Annotated in this window: 25 protein-coding genes; 8 read left to right on the forward strand and 17 right to left on the reverse strand. The window is 49.7% G+C overall.

What is annotated here, in order from left to right; genetic code table 11:
- Nucleotides 1–17 precede the first annotated feature (17 nt).
- The gene (locus WG68_RS17060) at nucleotides 18–1,610 is read left to right on the forward strand and encodes a lytic transglycosylase (RefSeq protein ID WP_046558926.1); all 1,593 of its coding nucleotides are present in this window, start codon (nucleotides 18–20) and stop codon (nucleotides 1,608–1,610) included.
- Between the two features lie 47 nt (nucleotides 1,611–1,657).
- The gene (locus WG68_RS17065) at nucleotides 1,658–2,149 is read left to right on the forward strand and encodes a hypothetical protein (RefSeq protein WP_046558927.1); all 492 of its coding nucleotides are present in this window, start codon (nucleotides 1,658–1,660) and stop codon (nucleotides 2,147–2,149) included.
- Between the two features lie 2 nt (nucleotides 2,150–2,151).
- Here the strand turns inward: WG68_RS17065 and WG68_RS17070 are convergent, their stop codons facing one another.
- The 14 genes from WG68_RS17070 to pspA form a co-directional block, all read right to left on the reverse strand.
- Nucleotides 2,152–2,403 (reverse strand): hypothetical protein, encoded by a 252-nt coding sequence (locus WG68_RS17070; RefSeq protein WP_046558928.1) that lies wholly within the window; start codon nucleotides 2,401–2,403, stop codon nucleotides 2,152–2,154.
- A gap of 1 nt (nucleotide 2,404) precedes the next feature.
- Complete coding sequence (gene maiA, locus WG68_RS17075; protein ID WP_046558929.1) at nucleotides 2,405–3,046, reverse strand: maleylacetoacetate isomerase; 642 nt, start codon at nucleotides 3,044–3,046, stop codon at nucleotides 2,405–2,407.
- Between the two features lie 219 nt (nucleotides 3,047–3,265).
- A complete protein-coding gene (locus tag WG68_RS17080) occupies nucleotides 3,266–4,282 on the reverse strand; it encodes a fumarylacetoacetate hydrolase family protein (protein ID WP_046558930.1) in 1,017 nt (338 codons plus the stop codon).
- A 1-nt stretch (nucleotide 4,283) separates the two neighbouring features.
- Nucleotides 4,284–5,447: a homogentisate 1,2-dioxygenase gene (locus tag WG68_RS17085; protein WP_046558931.1), complete on the reverse strand. Its 1,164-nt coding sequence runs from the start codon at nucleotides 5,445–5,447 to the stop codon at nucleotides 4,284–4,286.
- Nucleotides 5,440–6,522 (reverse strand): 4-hydroxyphenylpyruvate dioxygenase, encoded by a 1,083-nt coding sequence (gene hppD / locus WG68_RS17090; protein ID WP_200897624.1) that lies wholly within the window; start codon nucleotides 6,520–6,522, stop codon nucleotides 5,440–5,442. Before hppD ends, WG68_RS17085 begins: the two co-directional genes overlap by 8 nt.
- Before the next feature lie 213 nt (nucleotides 6,523–6,735).
- On the reverse strand, nucleotides 6,736–8,298 hold the full coding sequence (tyrR, locus tag WG68_RS17095) for a transcriptional regulator TyrR (RefSeq protein WP_046558932.1): 1,563 nt from the start codon (nucleotides 8,296–8,298) through the stop codon (nucleotides 6,736–6,738).
- Between the two features lie 202 nt (nucleotides 8,299–8,500).
- A complete protein-coding gene (locus WG68_RS17100) occupies nucleotides 8,501–8,842 on the reverse strand; it encodes a 4a-hydroxytetrahydrobiopterin dehydratase (RefSeq protein ID WP_046558933.1) in 342 nt (113 codons plus the stop codon).
- 8 nt (nucleotides 8,843–8,850) lie between these two features.
- Nucleotides 8,851–9,651: a phenylalanine 4-monooxygenase gene (gene phhA, locus WG68_RS17105; protein WP_046558934.1), complete on the reverse strand. Its 801-nt coding sequence runs from the start codon at nucleotides 9,649–9,651 to the stop codon at nucleotides 8,851–8,853.
- A gap of 174 nt (nucleotides 9,652–9,825) precedes the next feature.
- Nucleotides 9,826–11,019, reverse strand: a complete 1,194-nt coding sequence (gene megL / locus WG68_RS17110) for a methionine gamma-lyase (RefSeq protein WP_046558935.1) — start codon at nucleotides 11,017–11,019, stop codon at nucleotides 9,826–9,828.
- Between the two features lie 115 nt (nucleotides 11,020–11,134).
- Nucleotides 11,135–12,145 carry a TIGR01620 family protein gene (locus tag WG68_RS17115; RefSeq protein WP_046558936.1) on the reverse strand — a complete coding sequence of 337 codons (1,011 nt, stop codon included), beginning with the start codon at nucleotides 12,143–12,145 and terminating at the stop codon, nucleotides 11,135–11,137.
- Nucleotides 12,142–13,527, reverse strand: a complete 1,386-nt coding sequence (locus WG68_RS17120; protein ID WP_046558937.1) for a YcjX family protein — start codon at nucleotides 13,525–13,527, stop codon at nucleotides 12,142–12,144. The genes WG68_RS17115 and WG68_RS17120 overlap by 4 nt, the downstream gene beginning before the upstream one ends.
- Nucleotides 13,528–13,537: 10 nt before the next feature.
- Nucleotides 13,538–13,951 (reverse strand): envelope stress response membrane protein PspC, encoded by a 414-nt coding sequence (gene pspC, locus WG68_RS17125; RefSeq protein ID WP_046558938.1) that lies wholly within the window; start codon nucleotides 13,949–13,951, stop codon nucleotides 13,538–13,540.
- Complete coding sequence (gene pspB / locus WG68_RS17130) at nucleotides 13,944–14,180, reverse strand: envelope stress response membrane protein PspB (protein ID WP_046558939.1); 237 nt, start codon at nucleotides 14,178–14,180, stop codon at nucleotides 13,944–13,946. Before pspB ends, pspC begins: the two co-directional genes overlap by 8 nt.
- A gap of 25 nt (nucleotides 14,181–14,205) precedes the next feature.
- Entirely contained in the window at nucleotides 14,206–14,883 is a 678-nt protein-coding gene (gene pspA, locus WG68_RS17135; RefSeq protein WP_046558940.1) for a phage shock protein PspA, read from the reverse strand.
- A gap of 182 nt (nucleotides 14,884–15,065) precedes the next feature.
- Between pspA and pspF the strand changes: the two genes are divergently transcribed.
- From pspF to WG68_RS17165, 6 genes are all read left to right on the forward strand, one after another.
- Nucleotides 15,066–16,157, forward strand: a complete 1,092-nt coding sequence (gene pspF, locus WG68_RS17140) for a phage shock protein operon transcriptional activator (RefSeq protein WP_046558941.1) — start codon at nucleotides 15,066–15,068, stop codon at nucleotides 16,155–16,157.
- An 86-nt stretch (nucleotides 16,158–16,243) separates the two neighbouring features.
- Nucleotides 16,244–17,791: an ABC transporter substrate-binding protein gene (locus WG68_RS17145; RefSeq protein ID WP_235357769.1), complete on the forward strand. Its 1,548-nt coding sequence runs from the start codon at nucleotides 16,244–16,246 to the stop codon at nucleotides 17,789–17,791.
- Nucleotides 17,788–18,804, forward strand: a complete 1,017-nt coding sequence (locus WG68_RS17150; protein ID WP_046558942.1) for an ABC transporter permease subunit — start codon at nucleotides 17,788–17,790, stop codon at nucleotides 18,802–18,804. The genes WG68_RS17145 and WG68_RS17150 overlap by 4 nt, the downstream gene beginning before the upstream one ends.
- A gap of 1 nt (nucleotide 18,805) precedes the next feature.
- Complete coding sequence (locus WG68_RS17155) at nucleotides 18,806–19,699, forward strand: ABC transporter permease subunit (RefSeq protein WP_046558943.1); 894 nt, start codon at nucleotides 18,806–18,808, stop codon at nucleotides 19,697–19,699.
- The gene (locus WG68_RS17160) at nucleotides 19,700–20,695 is read left to right on the forward strand and encodes a peptide ABC transporter ATP-binding protein (RefSeq protein ID WP_046558944.1); all 996 of its coding nucleotides are present in this window, start codon (nucleotides 19,700–19,702) and stop codon (nucleotides 20,693–20,695) included.
- Entirely contained in the window at nucleotides 20,692–21,456 is a 765-nt protein-coding gene (locus WG68_RS17165; protein WP_046558945.1) for an ATP-binding cassette domain-containing protein, read from the forward strand. Before WG68_RS17160 ends, WG68_RS17165 begins: the two co-directional genes overlap by 4 nt.
- Nucleotides 21,457–21,529: 73 nt before the next feature.
- Here WG68_RS17165 and WG68_RS17170 read toward each other — a convergent pair whose 3' ends face one another.
- From WG68_RS17170 to lon, 3 genes are all read right to left on the reverse strand, one after another.
- Complete coding sequence (locus tag WG68_RS17170; protein ID WP_046558946.1) at nucleotides 21,530–23,434, reverse strand: SurA N-terminal domain-containing protein; 1,905 nt, start codon at nucleotides 23,432–23,434, stop codon at nucleotides 21,530–21,532.
- A gap of 142 nt (nucleotides 23,435–23,576) precedes the next feature.
- A complete protein-coding gene (gene hupB, locus WG68_RS17175) occupies nucleotides 23,577–23,867 on the reverse strand; it encodes a nucleoid-associated protein HU-beta (protein WP_420834571.1) in 291 nt (96 codons plus the stop codon).
- Nucleotides 23,868–24,059: 192 nt separating this feature from the next.
- Complete coding sequence (lon, locus tag WG68_RS17180; RefSeq protein WP_046558947.1) at nucleotides 24,060–26,456, reverse strand: endopeptidase La; 2,397 nt, start codon at nucleotides 26,454–26,456, stop codon at nucleotides 24,060–24,062.
- Nucleotides 26,457–26,490: the final 34 nt, after the last annotated feature.

The raw sequence follows: 26,490 nt of genomic DNA on the forward strand, positions 1-26,490 counted from the left end.
TTCCGCGGAATGACTCTATGCATTTAAAAATTTCTGCCGTCATGTTAGTTGCACTGCTCAGTGGCTGTGTCAGCACGACAGGATCTGCTCCTGAAAAAACACAAGTAACCAAAAACAGCGCCGCACTAACTCAGGTGAAAGGCGCCAGCGCCGAGCAAATTGCCAACCGGTTATGGTATGCCGATACAGCACCAGAACAGCTGGTGCCGCTGGATGCGACTGAACTGGAAGATTTATGGCAACGCATTCAGTTACAACTTACCTTTAATGTGCCGCAAACCCGACCGATAGTCGAACAACGTAACTTTTTCAGCCAACACCAGAGTTATCTGGACAGGGTTGCCAACCGGGCTCAGCCTTTTTTGTATTACATCGTTCAAGAACTGGAAAAGCGCAATATGCCGCTGGAGCTGGCCTTACTGCCTATAGTTGAGAGCGCCTTCGATCCTTTTGCCTACTCACACGCCCGGGCGTCAGGCATGTGGCAGTTTATGCCTGCTACCGGCACCCGCTTTGGTTTGAAGCAAAACTTCTGGTATGACGGCCGGCGCGATGTGATTGAATCAACCCGGGCCGCGCTGGATTACCTGCAATATTTATATAATACCCTGGAGCATGACTGGCTCAATGCCATCGCCGCCTATAATGCCGGTGAAGGCCGGATTGGCCGGGCTATTCGCGCCAATAAACAACGTCGTTTGCCCACTGATTTCTGGTCACTGGACTTGCCAGCAGAAACCACCGCTTATGTGCCGAAGTTACTGGCACTGGTCGACATCTTAAAACGACCTGATGATTTTGACATTGTCTGGAAGTTTATCGCTAATGAACCCAAGATAACCGTGGTTGCCACTGGCGGGCAGATTGATCTGGCCATCGCCGCTGAGCTGGCAGGGTTGAGTGTTGCCGAACTACAAGCACTGAACCCCGGATTTAACCAATGGGCAACCGATCCCGATGGTCCGCATCAGTTAGTGTTGCCGCTGGCTAAAGCAGACAATTTCAGCTTACAACTGGCTAAAACTGCTTCAGAAGACCGCTTACAATGGCAACGTTATACTGTCGTCAGTGGCGATACCCTGGGTAAGATTGCCCGCCAGCACAAAACCACCGTTGATGCCATCAGCCGCTTAAACAACTTAACTGGCAATACCATCCGGCTGGGCCAGCATTTACTGATCCCGATGTCAGCAAGGGCTGCCGACAGTTACCAGCTGAGCCAGCAAAACCGGATTGCCAAAGCACAAAGCCGCACTGCTGGCAGTGTAAGAACCGACTATATTGTTAAAAGCGGGGATACGCTGTGGGACATCAGCCGGGCTCACAAAGTCACTGTTGCCGACTTAGCAAAATGGAATGGCATGGTACAGCGCGACCCGCTCAAGCCTGGCCAGAAGCTGGTATTGTGGCATGATAGCCAAAGTAGCCCCAGTACCGCTGTTACCCGTACGGTGAACTACAAAGTACGTAAAGGCGACTCACTGGCCCGGATTGCCCAGCGTTTTAGTGTCTCAGTTGCAGAAATTGTAAAATGGAACAATATTAATACCGAGCGGTACTTACAGCCAGGCCAACAGTTAAAGCTGATTGTTGATGTCACTCAGGTTTAGCCGCGCCTGGCGGGTACTGGTTTTAAACAGTTTACGGAGTTAACACTATGAGAATTATCACACTAGTTATCAGTTTACTGTTTAGCCTGCCGGCTTTAGCCCAGTTTCAGTTGATGGGCAAAGGCAGCTATACCCTGCAAGATGGTAAAACCATACCGCTGCAATATGGCTTTAGTTATATCCGTAAAGACGGTGAATTTTATTTCAGTGCCGGCAAGCAAAGCCTTACCGTTAGCAGCCTACCCCAGAAATATTCGTTAACGCTGATCCTGCAAAACGAAAATGAAGTGTGGGTACCTGATTTTGTTAACGCCCCACTTGCGGGTTTTGAATTTGAGATTGCTGACTTCGACTTAAAACTTACCCAGGACCCTGATCTGAAAGATGGCCGCGGTAATTATATACTGTACTACGACGGTGGCCGCTATCGCTTCAGCCGCGGTCCGGGCCAGGTTAACTTTGTGTTTAATGATGAAGGCATCGCCCGGGTAGAAATTAAAGGTATGTTGAAACTGCCTAACACTAAACCCAAAGCATAAGGTTATGCGTCTGGCTCGCGCTGTAACTGTAGCGCAGGTACCATTCCAGAAAAAACACACAGCAACGGCGCCAGCAAAGTGATAAACCAAAATTGTTGCAAGTACACGCCCTGCCACAACGCGTATAGCGCTGCTGTTAGCTGAAACACGATACCAAATACCCCAACATACACCAGCACCCGGTTAAACCAGCGCTTAGGCATTCTGGGTATTCGCTGCGGTTTAAGTGGCACAACCGGTTTTAAATCTGCCATGTTACACCTGGGCATCACTTTGTTGCTCAGGTGCCGCCAGCGCAAACGCGGCTAATTGCTGGCAATGATGATAAATCCGGCTAATGGTCGGGTATTGCAGGGTATCGAGTCTAAAACGCAGGGCATTGTACATTTGCGGTACCAGGCACAAGTCAGCAAGCGTAATACCGTCACCATAGCAAAACTCACCCGCAGTCTTTTGCAGCCGTTGTTCCAGGGCACTAAAACCAGTATGCAGCCAGTGATGGATCCACTCGGTTTTCTGCTCGTCATTTAAACGCAGCGGCCCGGTCAAATACTGTAATACCCTAAGGTTGTTCAACGGGTGAATATCGCAGGCAATATCCAGCGCCAGTGAGCGTACCTGCGCTTTAGCGGCCGGGTCTTCGGGCAGCAACGCCGGCTCGGGGTACATTTCGTCGAGGTATTCAATAATGGCCAGTGACTGGTTCAAACTTAACTCACCATCGACATAAGTCGGTACCAGCTGATTGGGGTTTAGCTGCTGGTACTCAGCACTATGTTGCTGGCCACCGTCTTTAATCAGGTGTACCGGTATCGTTTCAAAACTAAGTTGTTTTAAATTCAGGGCGATGCGCACCCGGTAGGCGGCTGAAGAGCGCCAGTAGCTATAGAGTTTCATAAACTGTTACCTTAAGCGCTTCGAACCCGCTGCTGCTACGTACATTTTCCCTGCGACACGCCGTAAACCCATCCCTGGGGGCTCGTTTATGAACTTCGTCCATAAAGTTCACCGTTCGGCCCGCGGAGCGGTACAAATTCGTTCCTGACGAATTTGTCCGTCCGTCCAGGGCTGCAACGGTCGCAGAAAAAAGTACATCCGCATCCACTGGGAACGTGATTAAACCTTATACTGCACCACTTGCTGGTCGATAGCACCAAAAATACTCTGGCCATCACTATCCAGCATTTCCATTTTAATGGTATCACCAAATTGCATAAAGGAGGTGCTGGGCTTGCCATCGCGAATAGTTTCAATCATCCGGATCTCAGCGATACAGCTGTAACCTACGCCACCTTCGTTAATGGCAGTACCATACTCGGTGCCCTGCTTATTCGATACAGTACCTGAACCTATTACCGCACCCGCACCCAGGTTACGGGTTTTGGCAGCATGGGCAATCAGCTGACCAAAGTTAAAGGTCATATCAATACCGGCATTGGGCTTACCAAATGGCTTATCGTTGTAGGTCGACAGCAAGGGTAAATGCACACGGCCATCCTGCCACTTATCGCCCAACTCATCTGGGGTAACGGCTACCGGGCTAAAGCTGGAGGCCGGTTTTGAGTTAAAAAAGCCAAAGCCTTTGGCCAGCTCGTTTGGAATTAAACCACGCAGCGATACGTCGTTAACCAGCATAATCAGCCGCACTTTTTTAAGCGCCTGCTCCGGGCTTACTGCCATCGGAACATCATCGGTGATAACCGCAACCTCACCTTCAAAGTCGATACCATGCTCAGTACTAATTGCCTCAATCGGGTCGCGCGGGCCGATAAAATCGTCAGAGCCGCCCTGATACATTAAAGGATCGGTCCAGAAACTGGGCGGCATTTCAGAGTTACGCGCCTTACGCACCAGCTCGACATGGTTTACATAGGCACTGCCATCAGCCCATTGATAAGCCCGCGGCAAAGGTGACTCACACTGCGTTGGTTCAAACGGCATTTCACCGTTAAAGCTACCACTATTTAATGCCTCATAGCGCTGTTGTAATGCTGGCGCCAGGTTAGCCCAGTTATCCAGCAACTGCTGCATAGTGGACGCCACATCGGTTACGGTAACACAACGGCTTAAATCACGGCTTACCACCACTAACTGGCCGTCACGGGTATTATTTTTTAAACTAGCTAATTTCATATTATTCCTTAACTGAACCTGTGGCTGGGTCCTGTGGCTTGGTTTTCCAGCTATTAACGTAATCCGGATTTTCGGTGGCCAGGGCAGCTTCGCCTACTTGCAGCGCATCGCGGGTATCCAGCATTACCGCCACTTCGTCGGTAAACTTCTTTTTATACTCGCGCCCGGCAGCAAAGGCTTTCGGATGTGGCCCATGGGTAAAACCGGCCGGATGGAAAGTTACCATGCCTTTTTCAATATTGTCGCGGCTGAAAAAATCACCCGCATGGTAAAACAGCACTTCATCATAATCATCGTTATTATGATAAAACGGCACTTTTAATGCACCAGGATCACTCTCAATTGGCCGTGGCACAAAGGTACAGACCACAAAACGCTGCGCGACAAAAGTGGTATGGGCCGATGGCGGTAAATGATAGCGATGGCTCATTAACGGCCGGATATCGCGCCAGTTAATCCGCATTACCGCTAAATCACCATGCCAGCCAATCGCATCTAATGGGTTATAGGGGTAAGTAATCACTGATACCTGGCCGTGGCGTTTTACTTCAACCTGCCAGCGGTCTTCACTGTATTGCGCTTTAAAAGCGTCATTAATTTTCGGCGTGTCGAGCATGGCCGGGTCAAAAATGGCATGGTTGCCTACCAGGCCCTTTTCCGGTAGCTGGTAGCTGTCGTTAGTGGCTTCAATCAGCAGAATAAACATCGGCTCATTCGGCACTAAACGCCACATGGTTGAGCGTGGGATCACAATATAGTCACCATCACGTACGCTCAAATGGCCAAAATCACAGTAAAGCTCGGCACTGCCCTCGTGAATAAACAGCAGTTCATCGCCATCAGCATTGCGCGCCAACTTAGTCATGCTGTCGTTTAAACGCCAGGTCCGCATTTTACAGTGGCTGTTAAACAGTAAATCCGGCACCAGCCAGGGCGATTGTGCATTATCCAGCTCAATCTGGTTAAAGTTGAACAATTGGGGCCTGAGCGGCCCCTGCCAGTCACTCCAGCCAGTTGGGGCATGAGTATGATGAAAGTGCGTGGCCGGACCGAAAAAACCACTACGCCCGGTTTCCCGCTCATATATTGCCTGCTCGGGAAAATCGGCATGAGCCTGGCGTGATATATCGCCTTCCTTTAATGGAAAAGACGCCCATTTACGCATCGCTTAATACTCCGCGCTGAATTTGATCTTCTTCAATCGATTCAAACAAAGCTTTAAAGTTACCCTCACCAAAGCCTTCGTTACCTTTACGCTGAATAATTTCAAAAAACACCGGGCCAATCACGGTTTTGGTGAAAATTTGCAACAAAATACCGTCTTTCATTGGCGCGCCGTCAATCAGGATGCGCAGCTCCCGCATTTGATCTAAATCTTCCTCATGGCCTTCTACCCGCTCGTTCACCTTACCGTAGTAGGTTTCCGGGGTAGGCATAAATTCCATGCCGCGATTGCGCAGGGTGCGTACTGTTTCGTAAATATTGTCGGACGTCAGGGCGATATGCTGAATGCCTTCGCCTTTATACTCGCGGATAAACTCTTCAATCTGTGATTTATCGTCAGAGGATTCATTAATTGGAATACGGATTTTACCGCACGGTGCGGTCATCGCTTTTGATACCAGACCGGTCAGCTTGCCTTCAATATCAAAATAACGGATCTCGCGAAAGTTACCAATACTCTCATAGAAACCAGCCCACAGGTTCATATTACCGCGCATCACATTGTGGGTTAAATGGTCCAGTACTTCCAGGCCAACACCATGCTTGGCCATTTCCACTTGCCAATTGTCATAATATTTAAAATCAATGTCATATACTGAACTGGCGCCATAGCGGTCTACAAAGTACAGCAGGCTGCTACCGATGCCGTAAACGGCTGGAATATTCAGCTCCATCGGCCCAATCTGGTTTTTGTACTCTTTCGCGCCATTGGCCAGCGCATGCTTTAACGCCGCAGCCGCGTCGGTTACCCGAAATGCCATGGCACAAACTGACGGCCCATGCAGCCTGGCAAACTCTTCGGCTTGCGAATTCGGCTCAGCGTTAATGATAAAATTAATATCGCCCTGCTTGTATAACCAGGCCTGCTTAGAACGGTGCTTAGCCACTTCGGTAAAACCCAGCGAATGGAACAAATCTTTCAGCTTTTGAATCCCCTCAGCATCAGCAGCGGTATATTCAACAAACTCGAAACCATCAGTACCCAGCGGGTTAATTGTATTTTTTATCTCTGACATAGGGGAGGCTCTCCGAACAACGAATGTGGGCGCTATCATGCGCCTACCCACAAAAAAAGGAAGAGGCAAGGCTATGGTAGTCAAGGCTTGCTGCACAGTGAAATGTGTACACAAATAGCTACAAAAGTGCTTATAGCAACTTCATATAAAGCTAAGGGGCGGCAGGTAAGCCTGCCCGCCCCTATCAAGTACAGTTTTTTGCACATACTGTAATTATATTTTTACAGTCTTCCGGTTTATGCCGTAGTCACGCAGCTTATTTGCCACAGCGGTGTGGCTTAAACCGAGCTTTTTCGCTAACTGACGTGAGCTCGGATAGGCGGGGTACAACTTACGCAACAGATTAGCTTCAAAGCGTTTAACGGCTTCATCCAGAGTGCCATCAAAATCCTGCTCCAGATAGCCAAAGTCACTGGTGTAGCTTGGCAATTGCAAATGATCTTTTTCCAGCTCGTAGCCATCGAGTAAAGTGACGGCGCGGTACAAGGCATTTTCCAACTGCCGCACATTGCCCGGCCATGGATACTGCTGTAAAAACTGACTACAGCTGTCAGTTAACTTTGGCGCTTTGCGGCCTAACCTGGCGGCAAAACGGGCAATAAAAAATTCAGCCAGTGGCACAACATCCTGTTTGCGCTCTCGCAACGGCGGCAATGCCAGGGTTAATACATTTAAGCGGTAGAATAAGTCTTCGCGAAAGCGCCCTTCCTGCACCATACCAGGCAAGTCTTTCTGGGTAGTGCAAATCACCCGCACATCCACTTTCACTTCATTTTCATCTGCAACCCGCCGAAAGCTGCCATCCTGCAAAAAGCGGATCAGTTTCGTTTGCAGCTGAGTGGACATCTCGCCCACCTCATCCAGAAACACAGTGCCGCCATTAGCTTGCTCAAAAATGCCCTTTTTGCCCTCGGTGCTGCCGGCAAAGGCATTAGAGCCATAACCAAACAGCTCCGACTCGGCAACATTATCCGGTAAGGAGGCGCAATTTACTGCCAGAAAGGGTTTGGCCGCCCGGCTGCCTGCGGCATGACAGGCACGGGCCAATAACTCCTTGCCGGTGCCGGTTTCGCCCATAATTAAAATGGGTGCATCCAGCTGAGCCATTTTTTTCGCTTCCCGCACCACTTTACGCATCAGGTTACTATTGGCCTGTAGGGTATTAAAGCTTTCCTGATCGCCTTTTTTAAAAGCCACCATGTGTTGGCCAAGGCGGCTTTCTGATTTTAAATTGATGACCGCGCCAGCCAGGATCTCATGGCCGGTTTCATCCGGTACCATTACCGGCAAAATATCGGCAATAAAACGCTTACCATGAATTTCAAAACGGCGGGTTTGCGCCAGCACTTCATCACTTTCCAACCAGCGCTGAAAATTAAAGCCCCGCACCATACCCTGCAGCGACTGCCCATAAATATCATCGTAGGCGACCGACAAAGCCTCCAGCGCCGCATCGTTAATCACGGTAACATTGGCTTTAATATCAATGGCAATCAAACCATCTGGCAGGGTTTTTAATAAGGTAGCAAGTTCATTGTGTTCGCGCTCTGAGGGTAAAAAGGCAGTGGTTTTGACGTCCTGCACGCCGGCTATCCGGCGTATCTTCGCCATTAACTCCTGAAACTTCTCAAAGTTAACGGTCGGAAATGACACATACATCCGGTTCAGTGACGGATCAACTTCAATTCCGCGCAAATCAAGCTGATAGCCTACCAGAATATTTAACACCTCCTGGGCTAACCCCAGCCGGTTCTGACATTGAATTTCTAAACGCATAACAGCGATGTACCCCGATACCAGTTAGTGATTACATAATACGGCATCAGGCCACTGTCAGACCAGTGTTTTTGTAAAGATATGTGAACAAATAAGGCGGAAATAGCCTGCAACGCGGTGGAATGCGGCAAAGGCAAGGCGATAAAGTGAGGAAGTGTTGCGCCAGTAAATGCAATTGACTGGCGCAGGGTAAGTTACCTGTTTAGCTGGCCAGCAAGCTGTCAGTTTTAGCCGCGCAAATAAAGTCGTTTTTGTGCAAACCTTTAATGGAATGCGACCACCAGGTTACGGTTAATTTACCCCACTCCAGCAGTAATGCCGGATGGTGACCTTCATCTTCAGCTAACTGGGCCACTTTATTATGAAACGCCCAGGCTTGCTTAAAGTTTTTAAATTTATACAGCCGCTCCAGCTGCAAGATACCGTCCCGTACCACTGGGGTCCAGTCGGGAATTTGCCTCATCAACTCGGGTAATTCTGCATCAGAGACTTTAGGGGCATCCGCTTTACAGGCTTCGCATTTCATTGCTGTTAATTCAGTCATTACAGATCCTAACTTGCTTGTTTTTGTTTGGGTGGAAACCGCGGTTCATGCAAGCCAAGTGCTTTAGCCTGCTCAACCAGCGCCATCATGTCCAGATGGGCAACATCAAATAAATCATCAATGTTGTTCAGTAAAAAATAAATGGGCTGCATGATATCAATCCGGTAAGGGGTACGCAGAATATCAACTGCATCAAACGGTTTGCGCTCTGGCGTGTCAGATTCCAGAGCATAAACTGTCTCGCCCGGCGAGGATAAAATGCCCCCGCCATAAATACGTAAGCCCTCTGCGGTGTTTAATAAACCAAACTCAATGGTAAACCAGTATAGCCGGGCCAGAAAAACCCGGTCCTGCTTACTGGCGGCTAAGCCTAACTTGCCGTAAGTGTGGGTAAACTCGGCAAACGCCGGATTAGTCAGCATAGCGCAATGGCCGAAGATTTCATGAAAAACATCTGGCTCTTGCAAGTAATCGAACTCTTCGCGGGAGCGGATAAACGTCGCCACCGGGAAACGCTTATTAGCCAGCAATTCGAAAAACTTATCGAAGCTGATCAGGGCTGGCACTTCAGCACATTCCCAGCCTGTGGTAGCGCGCAACACTTTGCTGACTTCCTCTAACTGCGGGATCCGGTCAGTGGGTAGCTGCAACTTTTCCAGCCCCGCCAGAAACTCATCGCAGGCTTTGCCTTTAATCACACCCAGCTGACGGGTAATCAGCTCATGCCAAATCTGATTCTCTTCATCTGACCAGGCAATAATGCCATTGGCATCGGATTGCCGGGATACATACTGGCTTGTCTTACTCATATACAACCTGTTGCGAATGTCTTAACGGCTTTATGCCGTTTTATTGGTAGAGCGGATACTAGAGGATCACACCGCAACTGGGTATCATCTCTGGCTGAAAAGCGGTGTAAAGCAACCGCTCCAGCCGTAACGTTTAGATTACAGCAAGCCACCGTTTTGGCATATGGTGCGCTGTCAGGCCTGATTTTGCATCTTTTCAAGCGCCTGATCTAAATCAGCAATAATGTCCGCAACATGTTCTAAACCTACCGATACCCGAATTAAGCCATCGCTAATCCCGGCCATTTGCCGCTCTTCTGCGCTATAAGGGCTATGGGTCATCGACGCAGGGTGCTGGATAAGTGATTCAGCATCACCGAGGCTGACTGCCAGGCTGAGTAAACGGCACTGGTTAATAAAATAGCGGCTCTGCTCCAGCGTAGCCTTCAGTTCGAATGCCAGTACACCGCCCGCGCCCTGCATTTGCTCGCCTAAGAAGCGATAGCCTGGATGGCTTGGCAAACCCGGATAGTACACTTCTTTTACTGCCGGATGCGCTTGCAAAAACTCTGCAACCTGTTGCGCATTCTGACAATGGCGTTCCATCCGCACGGCCAGGGTTTTTAAACCCCGAATGATTAGCCAGGCGTCATGTGGGCTAATGGTTGCCCCCATATCTTTTAAGGTGGTCATTTTTATGGTGGCTATTGTTTCGCGGTCGGCGACAATAATGCCGGCAACTACATCGCCATGGCCATTGAGGTATTTAGTCGCGCTGTGAATCACTATATCAATGCCATACCTGGCGGGTTGCTGCAGCAGCGGGGTCAGAAAGGTATTATCAATAACGGAAATCAGCTTATGCTGCTGGCAGAACTGGCCTAAAAAAGCTAAGTCCAGCACCACCAGATTCGGATTAATCGGTGTTTCAGCGAACAACATTTTGGTATTAGGTTTAAGCGCGGCAGCCACCGCTGCGTGGTCAGTCATATCCACAAAACTGACCTCAATACCATAGCGGGCGAACATATGATTAAACAGGGCAAAGCTGCAGCCGTAAATGGCCTTGCTGGCAATCAAATGATCGCCATGCTGCAAAAATGCCATGGTACTGGCTGCAACAGCACCCATGCCAGTAGCTGTTGCGGCTGCATCGTCCATGCCTTCCAACGCAGCCACTTTCTGTTCCAGCTCGCGGGTGGTAGGGTTGCCAAGCCGGGTGTAAATATAACCTTCCTGCTCACCCGCAAAACGAGCAGCGCCCTGCTCGGCATTGTCAAAAATAAAGGTAGAGGTCTGGTACAATGGAGTGGCTAAGGTGCCATATTGGTTTTTTTCTTTACCCGCGTGTATACAAAGAGTATGCGGGTGAACATTTTTAGTCTGCATTGAAATACTGCGCTAAGTAGTGAAAGACCCGCACAGATTTAGCAGATATTTGAATTTTTGGAAGCATGCCAGACATCTTGCAGTCTGGCAGTCGCAAATTTATTGTAACTAACTGTCAACTTTCGCTGGCAGCACTTGCGCCTCGCAGACGCTGAATTAAACTTTGACTAAGTTTAACCACGTTAATTCGCTGTTGTTCCGCCAGTGGTAAAGGCCGAAGCTGTTGCATCGCCATATTGCCAAGCCGCGCCACCAGTAAACCAGCAATCACCCCCTGACCGGCCCGGGCTGATAATTTTGCCGTTAGCTCACTACTCATTACATCAGATGCCATATCCAAAGCCAGCTCGCTGCCGCCTGCCCACAGTATTGCCGCCAATGCTCGTTTTAGCATCACCAGGCTGCGTAACTGGCCCACAGGCGCACCATATAGTACTGCCAACTGACGCACCATCCTGCTGCTGCGCCAGACCACCATCAGCATATCAATCAGTGCAAAGGGAATCACTGCCACCGCCAGGCTGGTATCGGTGCCAGCCCGCCAGACAATAGCTTTTGCCTGAGTATCAAGCGGCGCCAATACCAACTTATCCAGCAACTGTAGCTTTTCCAGATCGCTGTGCTGCGGTTGCGCCGCACTTTGCCACTGCTTTACATTTAACTGCGCCGCCGGGCTGTCGGGTAATTGCTGCATAATATCTAAACATAAAGCATCGGCTTCGCCATACTGCACACTTTGGGCGATACGTTCGGCACTGCGCTGCCAATGCCTGTTTTGCTGCAGCCGCCGCCACAGCCGCCACTCACGCCAACATAACCAAAAAAATACAGCAAACAGCGCTGCGCTAAACAGGCTGAATAAGCTGCCCTTAAACCAGCTGACCTGCCAGCTGGCAAGCAGGGCATCAAGCCATTGCCAGCCAGCAAGTAGCAGCAGGCTGAGCAAAGCCAGCCAGATAAGCTTGCTAAATAAAGCGGGTTGCTCTGGCAGCACCGTCGCAGTAACCTCAGTAGCTTGCTGCCAATCAGCCGTAGCAAATTCAGCCCGGGCTTTCAGCGGCGGTTTTACTGGCTCTGCACTGTCCTCAGTAATGTCAAAAACCTGGGCGGGCTTTAACGGCTTCATCGTAGTTTGTCTCCCAGCAAAAACTGTAAAGCATGATCCATCCGGATATGTGGCAAATTGGCATTTACGGCGACAGCCAACGGTAATAACGATGGGAAACTAAACTGATGTTTAGCAAAGACAGTCGCATCTGGTACCTCTGCAGGCACGTCACCAGGGAACAGACTGATCCGCTGACCCGTGGCACTATCTGTACCGCTAATGCAAACCTGTTTCGCCCCCCGTTGCTCCACAAAACCAGACTGACTGGCACTTAGTGCAGCCAACGCCATAGCTTCGGTTTGCGCCAGCTGATAGGTGGTTTGTTTTAGTGGCTGGCGCAACAAATCCTGCAATAGTAAGGTTAATGCCTGATGCTGTTCAGGGGTAACATGATCAGCCTTACTGGCGGCAAACAATACTTTGCTGATCTGTGGCTTAAACAAGCGGCGCAACATACTCGACGGCCCATACTGAAAACTTTGCATAATCAGTTGCAACGCCTGACTTAGTTCCGCGGTGGCAGCCGCCCCGGCATTCAGTGCACTTAAACAATCTACCAGCACTACCTGGCGATCTAACTGAGAGAAATGCTGCTTATAAAAAGGTTTAACCACATAATCACGATAACTCTGATAGTGGCTGTTTAATTTTTGCAGCAATGGGCTAGGCTGTGCCACTTGTTCAGGCAGTAAAGGGAGCAGCTGCAGCATGGGGGCACCTGCCAGCTCACCCGGCACCAATAACCGCCCCGGCTGATTTAAGTAAGTACCGGCAGTAACACTAAATTGCTGTAATAACTGCTTATAAGCGTCAGTCAGTGTTTTCAGCTGGTTTTCACTGGCATCGGTCATGTCAGTTGCGCTTAGCAGTTTTTTAAACTCTGCTGCCAGGGCCTGACGGTGCGGGGTGGCGAATAACTGCCAGCTAAACTGACACCACTGCGCATAATCCAGTTGCAGTAATGGTAAATCGAGCAGCCATTCACCCGGATAATCAACAATATCCAGCTCCAGCTCACTGTGCGATTGCAAATGAGACCGCAGCCCCTGGCCAGCTTTATAACGTAGCGTAAGACTAAGCTGACTCCAGCCGGTGGTAGAGGGAGGCCACTGCGGCGGCTGCTGCTGTAAAAAGCTGACATTATGCTCATACGGAAAGCGCGGAATAGTTAGTGCCTGTTCGGCAGCCAGCCGGCCACCGAGATAGCGCCCTTGCTGCACCACAGCAAAAAACGGCAAATTTTGCGCGCAGTCTCCCTGAGTCAGCTGATGTACCAAGGACGTAATAAAAGCCGTCTTACCCGCACCGCTTAAACCGGTCACACCCAACCGGACATGCCGGTCAAGGGCGCGATGGCGAATTTGACGACTTTGATGTTGCAGCTTATCCAGCCAGGTCATATAGCTCCGTTTATAAGTTATTAAATTCCCGGTTCAACTGAAAGCGGCTGGAGGTAACATGGCGCTCCATATCCTGTAACCGTAACTCCAGACTATTATAGCGATGTGCCAGATGTTGCAAGGCTTGTTTAGGTGGCTCGCCCCGCTGCCATACCCGGGTTTTCACTTCCACAGTCGGCTCTTCTGCCATGCCCGCACCTTGTTTAGGGCGGCTGGCTGCTACCACCGATTTTTTCTCCAGTACCATCCAGCCGGCAATATACAATGCCGGTACAAACCAACCAACACCCAGAAATACGGCCGATACCGCCACCAGCCGCACCAGCCAGGTTTCCCAACCAAAGTAGTCTGCCACCCCGGCGCAAACCCCAGCCAGCTTACCGTTTATGTCGTCCCGCAGTAACTCGCGTTTTGGCTTAGTCATGCTGGCTTCTCCATTTCGGGCTTTCAGCATCTAAAATAGCTTCCAGGGTGTTAATGCGTTCAGCCATTTTCTCTGCCCGTTGCGCCAGACTATTCAACTGCTGTAACTCAACGTCAGTTAAACCCTGCTGCATTTTGCCTTTACTGCGATAATGCATAATGACCCATAAGGGTGCCACAAAAATCATAAACAGGATCAGTGGCACAAAAATCAACTCATGAATATCCATTTAGCTACTCCTGCAACGCCTGAACTCAGGCGTCTCCTTTGCTGGTTTGTTTGGTCACTTTGGCTTTTAACGCTGCCAGTTCATTGTCGATTTTATCTTGCGCAGCTAATTCTGCAAACTCGTCTTTCAGCGTTTTCTTGCCTAAGTCATAAGACTCTACCTGTGCTTCGAGCGAATCAATTTTCTGCTCGTAACGTTCAAACTTATACATTGCATCATTGATCCGGTTACTATCCAGCGATTTCTTTATTTCCAGCCGATTTTCCACCGTCGTGCGGCGCATCAGCATCGACTTCTGCCGGGCCTTGGCATCAGCCAGCTTTTCCTGCAGTTGCGACACCTCATCCTGTAACTTGCTGATATGCTCATCCAGCGCGGCAATATCCCGCAGTAAGGTATCGGCCTGCTCAGCGGCCTTTTGCTTTTCTATTAATGCTGCCCGGGCCAGGTCATCGCGGTCCTTACTCAGTGCCAGCTCGGCTTTGGCCTGCCAGTCATCCGCCTCACCCTGCAACCGGTTAACCACCCGCTGCAACTCTTTTTTCTCGGCAATGGTTTTGGCGGAAGATGAACGCACTTCAACCAGCGTATCTTCCATTTCCTGAATAATCAGCCGGACCATTTTTTCCGGATCTTCCGCTTTGTCCAGCAACGAGTTGATGTTTGAGTTCACAATGTCTGAAAAGCGTGAAAAAATACCCATCTTGGTTACCTCTGTCTGTTGATGTGTTTACGCTATTGCTTATTCAGTTTTCTTGCCAACTTTGCAAAATGCAATAATTTATTGATATTAAATGATATTATTTATTTTCAACAAAAGCTTTAGCTCCTGCCACTTATGAAATACACTACTTATTAGCCAAATTAACTACTTTGTAGCTGCCAATGAATAGAAAATACCAGCAAGACAACCTGATTGGCCAGGCCAATAGTTTTTTAAATGTACTGGACCAGGTGTCGCAATTGGCGCCGCTGGATAAACCGGTACTGATTATCGGCGAGCGCGGCACCGGTAAAGAGCTGATAGCTGCGCGGCTGCACTTTCTGTCACAGCGCTGGGATCAGCAATACTTAACGCTGAACTGTGCCGCCTTAAATGAAAACCTGCTGGAAAGCGAACTATTCGGCCATGAAGCCGGGGCTTTTACCGGCGCCGGCAAACGCCACGAAGGCCGGTTTGAACGCGCAAACGGCGGCACTTTGTTTTTGGACGAGCTGGCCAATACCCCGGCACTGGTGCAGGAAAAACTGCTGCGCGTTATAGAATATGGTGAATTTGAACGGGTCGGTGGCAGCCGGCCAGTGCGGGTCGATGTCAGGCTGGTCTGTGCCACCAACGAAGATTTGCCCAGTATGGCTGACAACGGCGAATTCCGGGCTGACTTGCTCGACCGGCTGGCATTTGATGTAATTACCCTGCCGCCAATGCGTGAACGGCGGGAAGACATTCTGATCCTGGCGGAGCATTTTGCCATGAATATGGCCAGGGAACTGGGTTTTGAGCTGTTCAGTGGTTTTAGCGAAAAAGCCACAAACACCCTGCTCGACTACCATTGGCCCGGTAATGTCCGCGAACTGAAAAACGTGGTTGAACGCAGCGTCTATCGCACCAACAACCCTTATGTGCCTGTCCATCACATTCAGCTTAACCCTTTTGAATCAGCCTTTCGTCCCACCCAACGCATTAAAACCCGAATATCTGCAGCCAAAGTGGCTGAACCACTGGCAACAACGGCAATTCCTGTTGATAATACGGAGATTGCCTCAGCCAGCAGGGCAGACAATGCTGGTATGGATTTTGGTAATGGTGTTGACTTTAAAACGCTGTCGCAGGATTTTGAAGTGAAGCTGATTAAAGATGCCCTTAGTGCCAGCCAGTATAACCAGAAAAAAACCGCAGAGTTACTGAACCTGACCTATCATCAGTTACGTGGCTATATGAAAAAGTATCAATTGCTGGAAAGCCAGCAGGGATGAATTTGTTCACTCGACATTGTGGTTCCTCTATAAACAGCGCGGCCTTAATCTGTGCTTGCTTATGGTTGTGTGGCTGCCAGCCACAGATGCCTGAAACGGTACGCAGCGGCCTGGTCTATTGCTCTGAAGGTTCGCCCGAGAGTTTTAACCCTCAGTTGGTGACCTCTGGCACGACTATTGACATTATCAGCCAGCAGCTTTACGACCGGTTAGTCGATATAGACCCTGATACCGGTAGTATTGTTGCCGGTTTAGCCAGTTCCTGGCAGGTCAGCGCTGACGGTACTCACTATCAGTTTACCTTGCGTGATAAGGTTAGCTTTCATAGTAGTAGTTACTTTACGCCCAGTCGCCCCTTTACGGCTGAGGATGTGGCCTTTACCTTTAACCGCATTACCGATCCGCTGCATCCCTTTCACCTGCAAGGCGGTGGGATTTATCCGTATTTTCAAAGTGTCGACTGGGCAAGCCTGGTCAAGCAGGTACAAGCGGTCGATGACCATACAGTCGTATTTAAACTGCAACGACCTGACAGTTCGTTCTTATCCAATCTGACCACGGATTTTGCCGCTATTCTGTCAGCAGAATATGGTGCTCAGCTGTTAAGTCAGGGCCAGCCTGGTCAGATTGATCGTTTACCGATTGGCACCGGGCCCTTTCGGTTTCGTGAATACCAGAAGGATATTTTAGTCAGGCTGTATCGCAACAATAACTATTGGCGCGGCAATACGCAACCTGAGCAACTGGTGTTTGATATAGTACCGAATAATGCCAGACGGATGGCAAAGTTGTTCACCCATGAGTGCGATATTGTTTCTTACCCACGCGTCGCCGAATTAGAGCTTATCGCCAAACGTGACGATGTTACGGTGCAGGAAAGCACCAGTATGAATGTCGGTTTCTGGGCGTTTAACACCCAAAAGCCTCCTTTTGATCAGCTGGCAGTGCGCCAGGCGCTGGGGATGGCGATTAACCGCGCCGCCATTATGCAGGCGGTGTATTATGGCCATGCTACTCCTGCCTACGGTATCTTGCCGCCAACGTCCTGGGCCTATAACGAGGGTTTGCCAGCTCCGGTGTATTCACCTGCCAGAGCCCGTGCTTTACTGGCCGAAGCGGGCTATCCTAATGGCTTTTCGATGGATATCTGGGCCATGCCGGTGCAGCGCCTTTACAACCCTAACGCCTTAAAAATGGCTGAGCTAATGCAAGCCGATTTAGCCCAAATTGGTATCAAAGCCAATATCGTTTCGTATGAATGGAACAGCTTCCGGCAAAAGCTGGGTAATTATGAACATGATTCGGTATTGATTGGCTGGGCGGCAGACAACCCGGATCCAGATAACTTTTTCCGGCCGCTGCTTAGCTGTGCCGCCCGCGACAGTGGCAGCAACCGGGCAAACTGGTGCGATCCGGCCTTTGATGAGATTATCAGCAACGCCCTGCTAACCGCTGACCAGCAACAACGCCGGGCGCTGTATCTCAGCGCCCAGCAATATTTACATCAGCAGCAACCGTTGGTTGCCATTGCTCACTCTCAGCGCTTTCAGGCCATTAGCAGTTCTGTCAGTGGCGTTAATATTAACCCTTATGGCGGCATTGCTCTGCAGCAAGCCAGAAGGGTGACACCATGACCCGTTATTTATTCCGCCGTTTGTTTCTGATGGCATTTGTGTTCCTGGCATTGAGTCTGCTGGCCTTTAGCCTGAGTTATTTATTCCCCGGCGATATCGTGCAAAATATCAGTGGCCTGCGCCAGATAGATGAAGCACAGCGCCAGCAACTGGTCAGTTACTACCAGCTTGAACACAATGTGCTGGCGCAATATCTGGCGTTCTTGCAGCGCATTGCGCACGGCGACTGGGGCTTGTCTTTTGCAAGTCAGCAACCGTTGCTGCAGGAAATTAAGCTGCTGTTACCGGCGACACTGGAGCTGGCCGCCTATGCACTTTTGTTATCCTTTATCGTTGGCATTCCGCTGGGAATCATCGCCGCCTTTAAACCGCACAACCTTATAGGGAAATCCATCTCGGCGCTGGCGCTGGTAGGCTATTCGCTTCCCATATTCTGGTGGGGCTTGCTATTAATTATGTTATTTTCATTGGCGCTGGGCTGGCTGCCATCAGCCGGAAGGATCGGTGTATTATATGAAATACCTCATCACAGTGGTTTTATCCTGTATGACATTCTGCAAGCTGACGTAAAGTACCGAATTGAAGCTTTGCACAATGCCTTACAACATTTGTTGTTGCCAACGGTAGTATTGGCTACCTTCCCGACCACAGTGATGATCCGCTTTGTGCGTGACGCTATGCTAAATGTCTGGGAACAAAATTACATTAAAACCGCCAGAGCCAAAGGTTTAAGCCGCGGCCAGGTGCTGTATCGTCACGGTTTACGAAATGCTTTATTACCGGTTATCCGCCAAATCGGCCTGCAGTTTAGTACCTTGATCACTCTGGCAATGCTGACCGAAGTGATTTTTTCCTGGCCTGGCATTGGTCGCTGGCTGATTGATAGCATTTACCAACGCAATTATCCCGCTATTCAGGCAGGTTTATTAGTAATCTCAACCCTGGTTATCGCGGTAAATATGCTGACCGAAATTTTGCATGCGTTGTTTAATCCATTAGCAAGGCGAGGCTAACATGAGCAAATTCCGCCTGTATCTGGAAGAAAACAACCGTTCACCTGTTACCCAGCTGTGGCGCGAGTTTAAGCGGCAACACTCCGCCATGGTGGGGCTGGTGTTGTTTATCAGTTTCTTTGTTATCAGTCTGCTGGCACCTTTTATCACACCTCACGATCCTTACTTGCAGGTGGATGACTTACTGCTGCTGCCCCCCTCCTGGAGTGCTGCCGGCCTGGTACAGTATCCATTCGGCACCGACGATTTGGGCCGGGACTTATTCTCCAGACTGATTAAAGGTACCAGCTATACCTTTGGTTTTGCCCTGCTGACAGTGGCCGGAGCCATGCTGATGGGTTTATTGCTTGGTGCACTGGCCGGCATGAGTAAAGGTGTTAAATCCAGCGTGTTTAATCATGTGCTGGATTTAGCGCTGACCATTCCGTCGCTGTTACTGGCCATCATCATTGTTGCCATTCTCGGGCCCGGTTTAATGAATACCACCTGGGCTATTATGCTGGCGCTGCTGCCGCAATTTGTACATGGCATTCGTAATGCGATTGATGAAGAACTGCAGCAGGATTATGTCATCGCCTACCGGCTGGACGGAGCTAACGACTGGCATGTTCTGAGCAGACTAGTAATACCAAATATCTGGGAAAAGTTGACCATTATGGCAGCCATGGGCATTTCTACTGCCATTTTAGATATTGCTGCGCTGGGCTTTCTGGGTTTTGGCGCACAGGCCCCGTTGTCAGAATGGGGCGCGATGATCAGTGATTCACTTGATCTGATTTATCTGGCACCAAGCAGCGTCGCCATTCCCGGCTTACTGATTTTTACCGCCGTGCTGTCAGTCAACCTGGTTGGCGATGGCTTAAAAACCGCAATTTTGAAAAGGCGGCAAAATTAAATGTTATTGCTGGATATTAAAAATCTGACTATTGAACTGGAAACCGCCGATGGCCGGGTACGGGCAGTTGACCGGGTAAGCCTGAGCCTGCGCGAAGGGGAAACCCGTGGCCTGGTGGGTGAGTCAGGCTCTGGCAAAAGTCTGATCGCTAAAGCCATTGTCGGGGTACTGAACCAGCGCTGGCGGGTCACCGCCGACCGTTTTCATTGGCTGGGCCAGGATTTACTAAGACTAAGCCCGGAGCAACGACGTCAGGTTATTGGCCGTGATATTGCCATGATCTATCAGGAACCCAGCCGCAGTCTCGATCCTACCGCCATTATTGGCGAACAGCTGGAAGAGGCTATCCCGAACCATCTGCTAACTGGCCCCTGGTGGCGGCGTCATTCATACCGGCAAAAAAAAGCTATTGGTTTGTTGCATAAGGTAGGGGTCCGCGACCATCAGCGGGTAATGCAAAGTTATCCCTATCAGCTGTCTGAAGGGATTTGTCAAAAAGTGATGATTGCCATGGCCATCGCCAAAAACCCGAAGCTGCTAATCGCCGATGAACCGACCACGGCATTGGAAAGCACCACTCAGGCACAGTTGTTCCGCTTACTTGCCAGCTTTAATCAGCTCAAAGGTATGGCAGTGTTACTGATCAGCCACGAGCTGGAAAGTGTTGCCCGCTATACCCAGAAACTGAGCGTGCTGTATTGCGGTCAGTTAGTTGAAGCAGGTGAAACCAGTCAGTTGCTGCAGTCGCCTTTGCATCCGTATACCGATGCGCTAATCAAAAGTGTGCCGGAATTTCAACCTGATTTAGCAGCCAAAACCCCACTCTATGCTTTGCCTGGCAGTATTCCAACCTTACAGCATGTGCCCATTGGCTGCCGGCTTGGCCCACGCTGCCCGAATGCCCGCAAAGAATGTGTTAAAACACCGACCTTAGAGCGGCAGCAAAACCACTACTTCAGTTGTCACTTTCCTCTGACCACTAAGGGCAGCACATGAGCGACCTGCTGGAAGTACAAGCATTAAGTAAAGCCTACAGCAAACAACGTGGTTGGTTCAGGCGTCAGCATGTTACGGCGCTGGACAGCATCAGCTTCAGCCTGCGCGAGGGTAAAACCCTGGCAATAGTGGGTGAAACCGGCTCGGGTAAAAGTACCCTGGCTAAACTACTGGTCGGCATTGAAAAGCCGGATAGCGGCCAAATACTCCTGGCCGGTATGCCGGTGCAAATCAGCCACTATAAAAAGTACAACCATGTGATCCGGTTTATTTTTCAGGATGCAGGCCGCTCACTTAATCCGTCGCAAAAAGTAGGCCAGATGCTGGAAGATGTCTTATGTTTCAGTACCGTGCTCGATCAGCAACAGCGACGCTTTAAAATAGCCCAGACCTTAAAATTACTGGGGCTACTGGATGAACACGCTGAATATTATCCGCATATGTTCTCCGGTGGCCAGTTACAGCGGGTCGCCTTAGCCCGGGCATTAATTTTAGACCCTAAATTACTGATCCTCGACGAAGCATTGACAGCGCTCGACCCAACATTACGGGCGCAAATTGTTAACCTGTTGCTGGAACTACAGCAAAAGTCGGGCCTGGCTTATTTGCTAATCAGTAACCAATTACGGCTGGTACGGCATATCAGCGATAGCATGTTGGTGCTGCATCAGGGCAAAGCCGTCGATTATGGCAGCGTCGCTGACGTGTTTGACGCCCCCAGTCATGACTACACTAAAAAGCTAATAAACAGTGCCAAGTAACCCTTATGCACTGCAATAAAAAAACCGTGCTGACGCACGGTTTTTTTTGTCAAGACGCTATAACACTGACAACTTAATTTTGCTCAGTTTGCGCTGCCCGTAAGGTCCGGCTGATTTTTGCATTGGCTTTTAACGCCGCCACTAATGCCAGATAACTTTGTTCAGCCTGACGCTGAGCCATTGCATCAAGCTCCTCGTCTGCAGGGATTGCGCTGACTTCAACATCCTGCACAGCAGATACCGCTACCACCGCCACGTTGCCATCAGCCAACGTCACCGAATCAATACTGGGGTTGCCAGCTGTCGGCCGTGCTAACTTAAAGGCCTTCGCCCGGACTTGCGGATCAAGGCTGCCGCCAAAGCGCGGAGTCGCAGGTGCCGTTTGCAGGCTGACACCGGCTTGCGCTGCCAGGCTGGCCATATCGCCCGGCTCGGCCAGTAACGCCGCTACCTGCTCCTGCGCCAAACGCCCCTGCTGCTCAGTTTTTAATATCGCCGTTATCTCAGCCGTCACTTCGGCCAATGGTAAAGTACGAGCAGGTTGATACTCTTTTACCCGAGCCACGACTAAATGCTGATTGCCAATCTCGATAGGATCACTGTTTAAACCGTCTTCAACAAAACGACGGTCAAATAATTTGTTAAGTACTGCAGGGTGGGCCAGAGGCAAGGTTGCATCGCTCTTACTAAACAGTGGCGTAACACGTACCCGCTCGCCAAGTACGGCGGCAGTCTCATCCAGATTGTCCGGCACTTCAAACGCAGTCTCTGCCATCCGGGTCTGCAACTGATAGAACTGCTCAGTCGCTTGCTCTTGCTGCAAACGCTCGGCGATACTGTCTCGTACCTCAGTCAGTGGTTGTTGCTGACCAGGCTCAAGGCTCACCAGTTTAATTATGTGATAGCCATATTCACTCTGCACAATATCACTCAGCTGACCGACGTTATTTAGCGCAAATGCAACATTTTCAAACGCAGAATCCATCTGGCCAGGTACCAGGCTATCAAGCACACCGCCGTTTTCGGCCGAGAAGGTATCTGCAGAATGTTGTCTGGCTAACTCTGCAAAGTCTGCACCTTGCTGTAACTGTGCTAACAACGCCTCAGCCTGAGCTGCCACTGCTGCGTCAACACCGTCTGCTTCCAACATGATATGAGCCACCTGACGCTGTTCAGCCGTGCTGTAGCGTACCTTATTGGCGTCATAGTAGGTTTGGATCTGTTGTTCAGTAATTTCAATCGTTGCAGCCAGGGCCTCAGCAGACAACTCAACATACTCTGCAGCTAACTTAGGCTCAGTTTCAAAGCGCTGAATTTGCATCTGATAATAGTCTTGAATCATCTGCTCGGTAATGTCTACCTTGTCTGCAAAGCTCTGCGCATTCACCACAAAATAGCTGATATCACGGCTTTGCTGTTCAAGTTGACGAATTTGCTGAATTTCAGAGGGCAAGGTAAATTCGCTGGCAAATACCCCGGCACGGAACTGGCTGGCAGCCATGTCATCCCGAACCAACTCACGGAAATCGGCGCTCTGGTACCCCATTTGGCGCAACAGGGCAATGTAACGGTCGTTATTAAACTGACCATCTACCTGAAATTCACCCAAACTTCTGATGGTGTCCCGCACCTGATCATCACCAACCCGGATCCCCAGCTTGCTAACAAATTGCTGTTGTAACGTCTCATCAATCAGCCGCTCCAGCACTTCAGAGCGAAACCGGCTGTTATAGGCCGGATCAGCAGCCAGCGTATCGTACATATCGCCAAACTGCTGCTGCATTCTGGCGCGGTCACGCTGCAATGCTTGTTCAAACTGCGACTGAGTAATTTTTTCGCCATTCACTACCGCAACCGACACCTCGGTTGGCGAGCTTAAATAACTGCCTACGCCTGCCAGGGCAAAAGTAAGGATAACCAAACCTAAGATAGTTTTGGCAATTACCCCCTGGGAGCCTTCTCTGATTCTCTCTAACATCTTCGCGATATCTCTATTTTCAACTTAACGGTAAGTTGTCTTAAAAAAAAAGCGCATCTTAACAGATGCGCCTTTTTTAATGAAGCCCGGTAACTTACCCGCGCTTTACAGGCTGCCCCGGCGCGCCGGGGCTAGCAACCAGTTAGTTTACGGCGTCTTTTAACGCTTTACCTGGCTTGAAAGAAGGAATTTTCGCAGAAGCGATTTGAATAGTAGCGCCAGTTTGTGGGTTACGGCCTGTACGGGCAGCACGCTCACGTACACTGTAAGTACCAAAACCAACTAATGCTACAGAGTCGCCTTCTTTAAGAGCATCGGTAACAGCGTCAATGAACGCGTCCAGTGCACGACCAGCTGCCGCTTTTGAAATATCTGCATTAGCAGCAATTTTGTCGATAAGTTGAGACTTGTTCACAATATCATCCCCTTCAATTGTTATTATTTTCTACAACTAGCAGTTATTAGCTTTTATAGACTGCGCTTCGTTATAACAAGCATCTTGTTGTCTTGCAAGCAGAAGACGCTTTCAAACTAATAATTTTTGGCTTTGACCGCAGCCCTTGTTTTACAAGGGCTGGGCCGAAACTGACCATAACTTAGCACAGCCAACAGGAATGAAAAGCCCCTAAGCCGGATTTTTTATAGTTTTTTTGCTTTTTGCTGGATTTTTTACCGTATTTACGACGCTAACCCGCTCTGTAGGCTCTTGCAAGGCGTATTCGAGTACTTCATCAATCCATTTTACCGGCATAATTTCGATGTCACCTTTGACGTTATCCGGTATCTCTTTCAGGTCCCGAATATTGTCATGCGGAATAAGTACCCGCTTAATGCCACCACGGTGTGCTGCCAGCAGTTTTTCTTTTAAACCACCAATCGGCAACACTTCACCACGCAGGGTAATTTCTCCCGTCATCGCCACATCAGCCCGCACCGGATTACCGGTTAAACTGGACACCAGCGCGGTTACCATACCTATACCGGCGCTGGGGCCATCTTTAGGTGTCGCCCCCTCAGGCACGTGCACATGAATGTCGCGTTTCTCATAGAAATCTTCATTGATGCGCAGCCCCTCAGCGCGGCTACGCACCACTGTCATCGCAGCCTGAATTGATTCTTTCATCACATCGCCCAACGAGCCGGTAAAGGTCAGTTTTCCTTTCCCTACCACAGAGGCTGCTTCAATCGTCAGTAAATCACCACCAACTTCAGTCCAGGCCAGGCCGGTAACCTGGCCAATCCGGTTACTATCCTCCGCTTTACCGTAGTCAAAACGTTGTACGCCCAGGAAGTCCTCCAGGTTATCAGCATTGATCACTACCTGCTTAGTCGTGGCACTAAGCAGAATTTGCTTAACAGCCTTGCGGCATAATTTAGAAATTTCCCGTTCTAAACTGCGCACACCCGCTTCCCGGGTATAATAACGAATGATGCCAATAATAGCGCTGTCTTCAATATTTAACTCATGAGGCTTTAAGCCGTTGCGACTGATTTGTTTGGCGATTAAATGTTGTTTGGCAATATTCAGCTTTTCATCTTCGGTATAACCCGATAGACGAATCACTTCCATCCGATCCAGTAAGGCCGCAGGAATATTCAAGCTGTTTGACGTAGCAAAAAACATCACGTCTGATAAATCGTAATCGACTTCCAGATAATGATCACTGAATGCACTGTTTTGTTCAGGATCAAGCACTTCCAGCAGCGCAGCGGCTGGATCACCACGGAAATCCGAGGCCATTTTATCAATTTCATCAAGTAGAAACAGCGGGTTACGCACCCCTACCTTTGCCATCTTCTGAATAATCTTACCTGGCATTGAACCAATGTAGGTACGACGATGGCCGCGAATTTCAGCCTCATCCCGCACGCCACCCAGCGCCATCCGCACATATTTGCGCCCCGTGGCTTTAGCCACAGATTGGCCCAGCGAAGTCTTACCCACGCCCGGCGGCCCCACCAAACATAAAATTGGGCCTTTTAGTTTATTAACCCGTTGTTGTACCGCTAAATATTCAATAATCCGCTCTTTAACTTTTTCCAGGCCATAGTGGTCAGCATTCAGAATTTGTTCGGCAGCAGCCAGGTTCTTCTTCACTTTACTACGTGCCTTCCAGGGCACTGAAGCCAGCCAGTCAATATAGCTGCGCACTACTGTTGCTTCAGCTGACATCGGTGACATCATTTTCAGTTTTTGCAGCTCAGCTTTGGCCTTATTAGCAACCTCTACCGGCATTTTGGCATTTTCAATTTTAGCGGCCAGAGCTTCAAACTCATCTGGCGCATCTTCCAAATCGCCCAGCTCACGCTGAATGGCTTTCATTTGCTCGTTCAGGTAATACTCGCGCTGGCTTTTCTCCATTTGCTTTTTAACCCGGCTGCGAATACGGCGTTCAACCTGCAAAATGTCAATTTCGCTTTCCATCATCGCCATCAGGTATTCCAGACGCTCGGTGACATCCACCAGCTCCAGCACCTTCTGCTTGTCTTCAACCTTAAGCGGCATATGGGCTGCCATGGTGTCCGCCAGGCGGGCCGCATCGTCAATCCCGCTCAGAGCGGTCAGCACCTCAGGTGGGATTTTTTTATTCAGTTTAATGTAGCCTTCGAACTGATTAATAGCCGAGCGTAAAAACACTTCCTGCTCACTGCTATCTATCTCAACAGAGGGGATTAAATCAACATAAGCGGCAAAGGCATCATCCGTTTCGGTAAATTCGGCCAGCCGGGCGCGTTTCGCCCCTTCGACCAACACCTTAACCGTACCGTCTGGTAATTTCAGCAATTGTAAAATAGTGGCAACGGTACCAATCTGATACAAATCATCAGCAGTGGGATCGTCCAACGTAGCATCTTTCTGGGCAACCAGAAAAATTTGCTTATCGTTGTCCATTGCTGCATCTAAACACTTGATAGATTTAGCCCGGCCCACAAATAAAGGGATCACCATGTGGGGGTAAACGACGACGTCACGCAACGCCAACACCGGCATATGCAAACGTTCAGTTTGTTCTACTGTCATTGATTATCTCTCGAATTAATACTGCGGGCGACAC

The sequence above is a fragment of the Arsukibacterium ikkense genome (genome assembly GCF_000987775.1).
Lineage (GTDB): Bacteria > Pseudomonadota > Gammaproteobacteria > Enterobacterales > Alteromonadaceae > Alishewanella > Alishewanella ikkense.

Bases quoted from the DNA above. Each gene is read 5' to 3' on its own strand.
- WG68_RS17115 (WP_046558936.1), bottom strand. From the start codon at position 12,145: ATGAAGCCGTTAAAGCCCGCCCAGGTTTTTGACATTACTGAGGACAGT.
- WG68_RS17080 (WP_046558930.1), bottom strand. From the start codon at position 4,282: ATGAAATTAGCTAGTTTAAAAAATAATACCCGTGACGGCCAGTTAGTG.
- pspA (WP_046558940.1), bottom strand. From the start codon at position 14,883: ATGGGTATTTTTTCACGCTTTTCAGACATTGTGAACTCAAACATCAAC.
- WG68_RS17150 (WP_046558942.1), top strand. From the start codon at position 17,788: ATGACCCGTTATTTATTCCGCCGTTTGTTTCTGATGGCATTTGTGTTC.
- pspB (WP_046558939.1), bottom strand. From the start codon at position 14,180: ATGGATATTCATGAGTTGATTTTTGTGCCACTGATCCTGTTTATGATT.
- pspC (WP_046558938.1), bottom strand. From the start codon at position 13,951: ATGACTAAGCCAAAACGCGAGTTACTGCGGGACGACATAAACGGTAAG.
- pspF (WP_046558941.1), top strand. From the start codon at position 15,066: ATGAATAGAAAATACCAGCAAGACAACCTGATTGGCCAGGCCAATAGT.
- maiA (WP_046558929.1), bottom strand. From the start codon at position 3,046: ATGAAACTCTATAGCTACTGGCGCTCTTCAGCCGCCTACCGGGTGCGC.
- lon (WP_046558947.1), bottom strand. From the start codon at position 26,456: ATGACAGTAGAACAAACTGAACGTTTGCATATGCCGGTGTTGGCGTTG.
- tyrR (WP_046558932.1), bottom strand. From the start codon at position 8,298: ATGCGTTTAGAAATTCAATGTCAGAACCGGCTGGGGTTAGCCCAGGAG.
- WG68_RS17065 (WP_046558927.1), top strand. From the start codon at position 1,658: ATGAGAATTATCACACTAGTTATCAGTTTACTGTTTAGCCTGCCGGCT.
- WG68_RS17145 (WP_235357769.1), top strand. From the start codon at position 16,244: ATGCCTGAAACGGTACGCAGCGGCCTGGTCTATTGCTCTGAAGGTTCG.
- hppD (WP_200897624.1), bottom strand. From the start codon at position 6,522: ATGTCAGAGATAAAAAATACAATTAACCCGCTGGGTACTGATGGTTTC.
- WG68_RS17070 (WP_046558928.1), bottom strand. From the start codon at position 2,403: ATGGCAGATTTAAAACCGGTTGTGCCACTTAAACCGCAGCGAATACCC.
- WG68_RS17120 (WP_046558937.1), bottom strand. From the start codon at position 13,527: ATGACCTGGCTGGATAAGCTGCAACATCAAAGTCGTCAAATTCGCCAT.
- WG68_RS17170 (WP_046558946.1), bottom strand. From the start codon at position 23,434: ATGTTAGAGAGAATCAGAGAAGGCTCCCAGGGGGTAATTGCCAAAACT.
- WG68_RS17085 (WP_046558931.1), bottom strand. From the start codon at position 5,447: ATGCGTAAATGGGCGTCTTTTCCATTAAAGGAAGGCGATATATCACGC.
- WG68_RS17165 (WP_046558945.1), top strand. From the start codon at position 20,692: ATGAGCGACCTGCTGGAAGTACAAGCATTAAGTAAAGCCTACAGCAAA.
- phhA (WP_046558934.1), bottom strand. From the start codon at position 9,651: ATGAGTAAGACAAGCCAGTATGTATCCCGGCAATCCGATGCCAATGGC.
- megL (WP_046558935.1), bottom strand. From the start codon at position 11,019: ATGCAGACTAAAAATGTTCACCCGCATACTCTTTGTATACACGCGGGT.
- WG68_RS17060 (WP_046558926.1), top strand. From the start codon at position 18: ATGCATTTAAAAATTTCTGCCGTCATGTTAGTTGCACTGCTCAGTGGC.
- WG68_RS17155 (WP_046558943.1), top strand. From the start codon at position 18,806: ATGAGCAAATTCCGCCTGTATCTGGAAGAAAACAACCGTTCACCTGTT.
- WG68_RS17160 (WP_046558944.1), top strand. From the start codon at position 19,700: ATGTTATTGCTGGATATTAAAAATCTGACTATTGAACTGGAAACCGCC.
- WG68_RS17100 (WP_046558933.1), bottom strand. From the start codon at position 8,842: ATGACTGAATTAACAGCAATGAAATGCGAAGCCTGTAAAGCGGATGCC.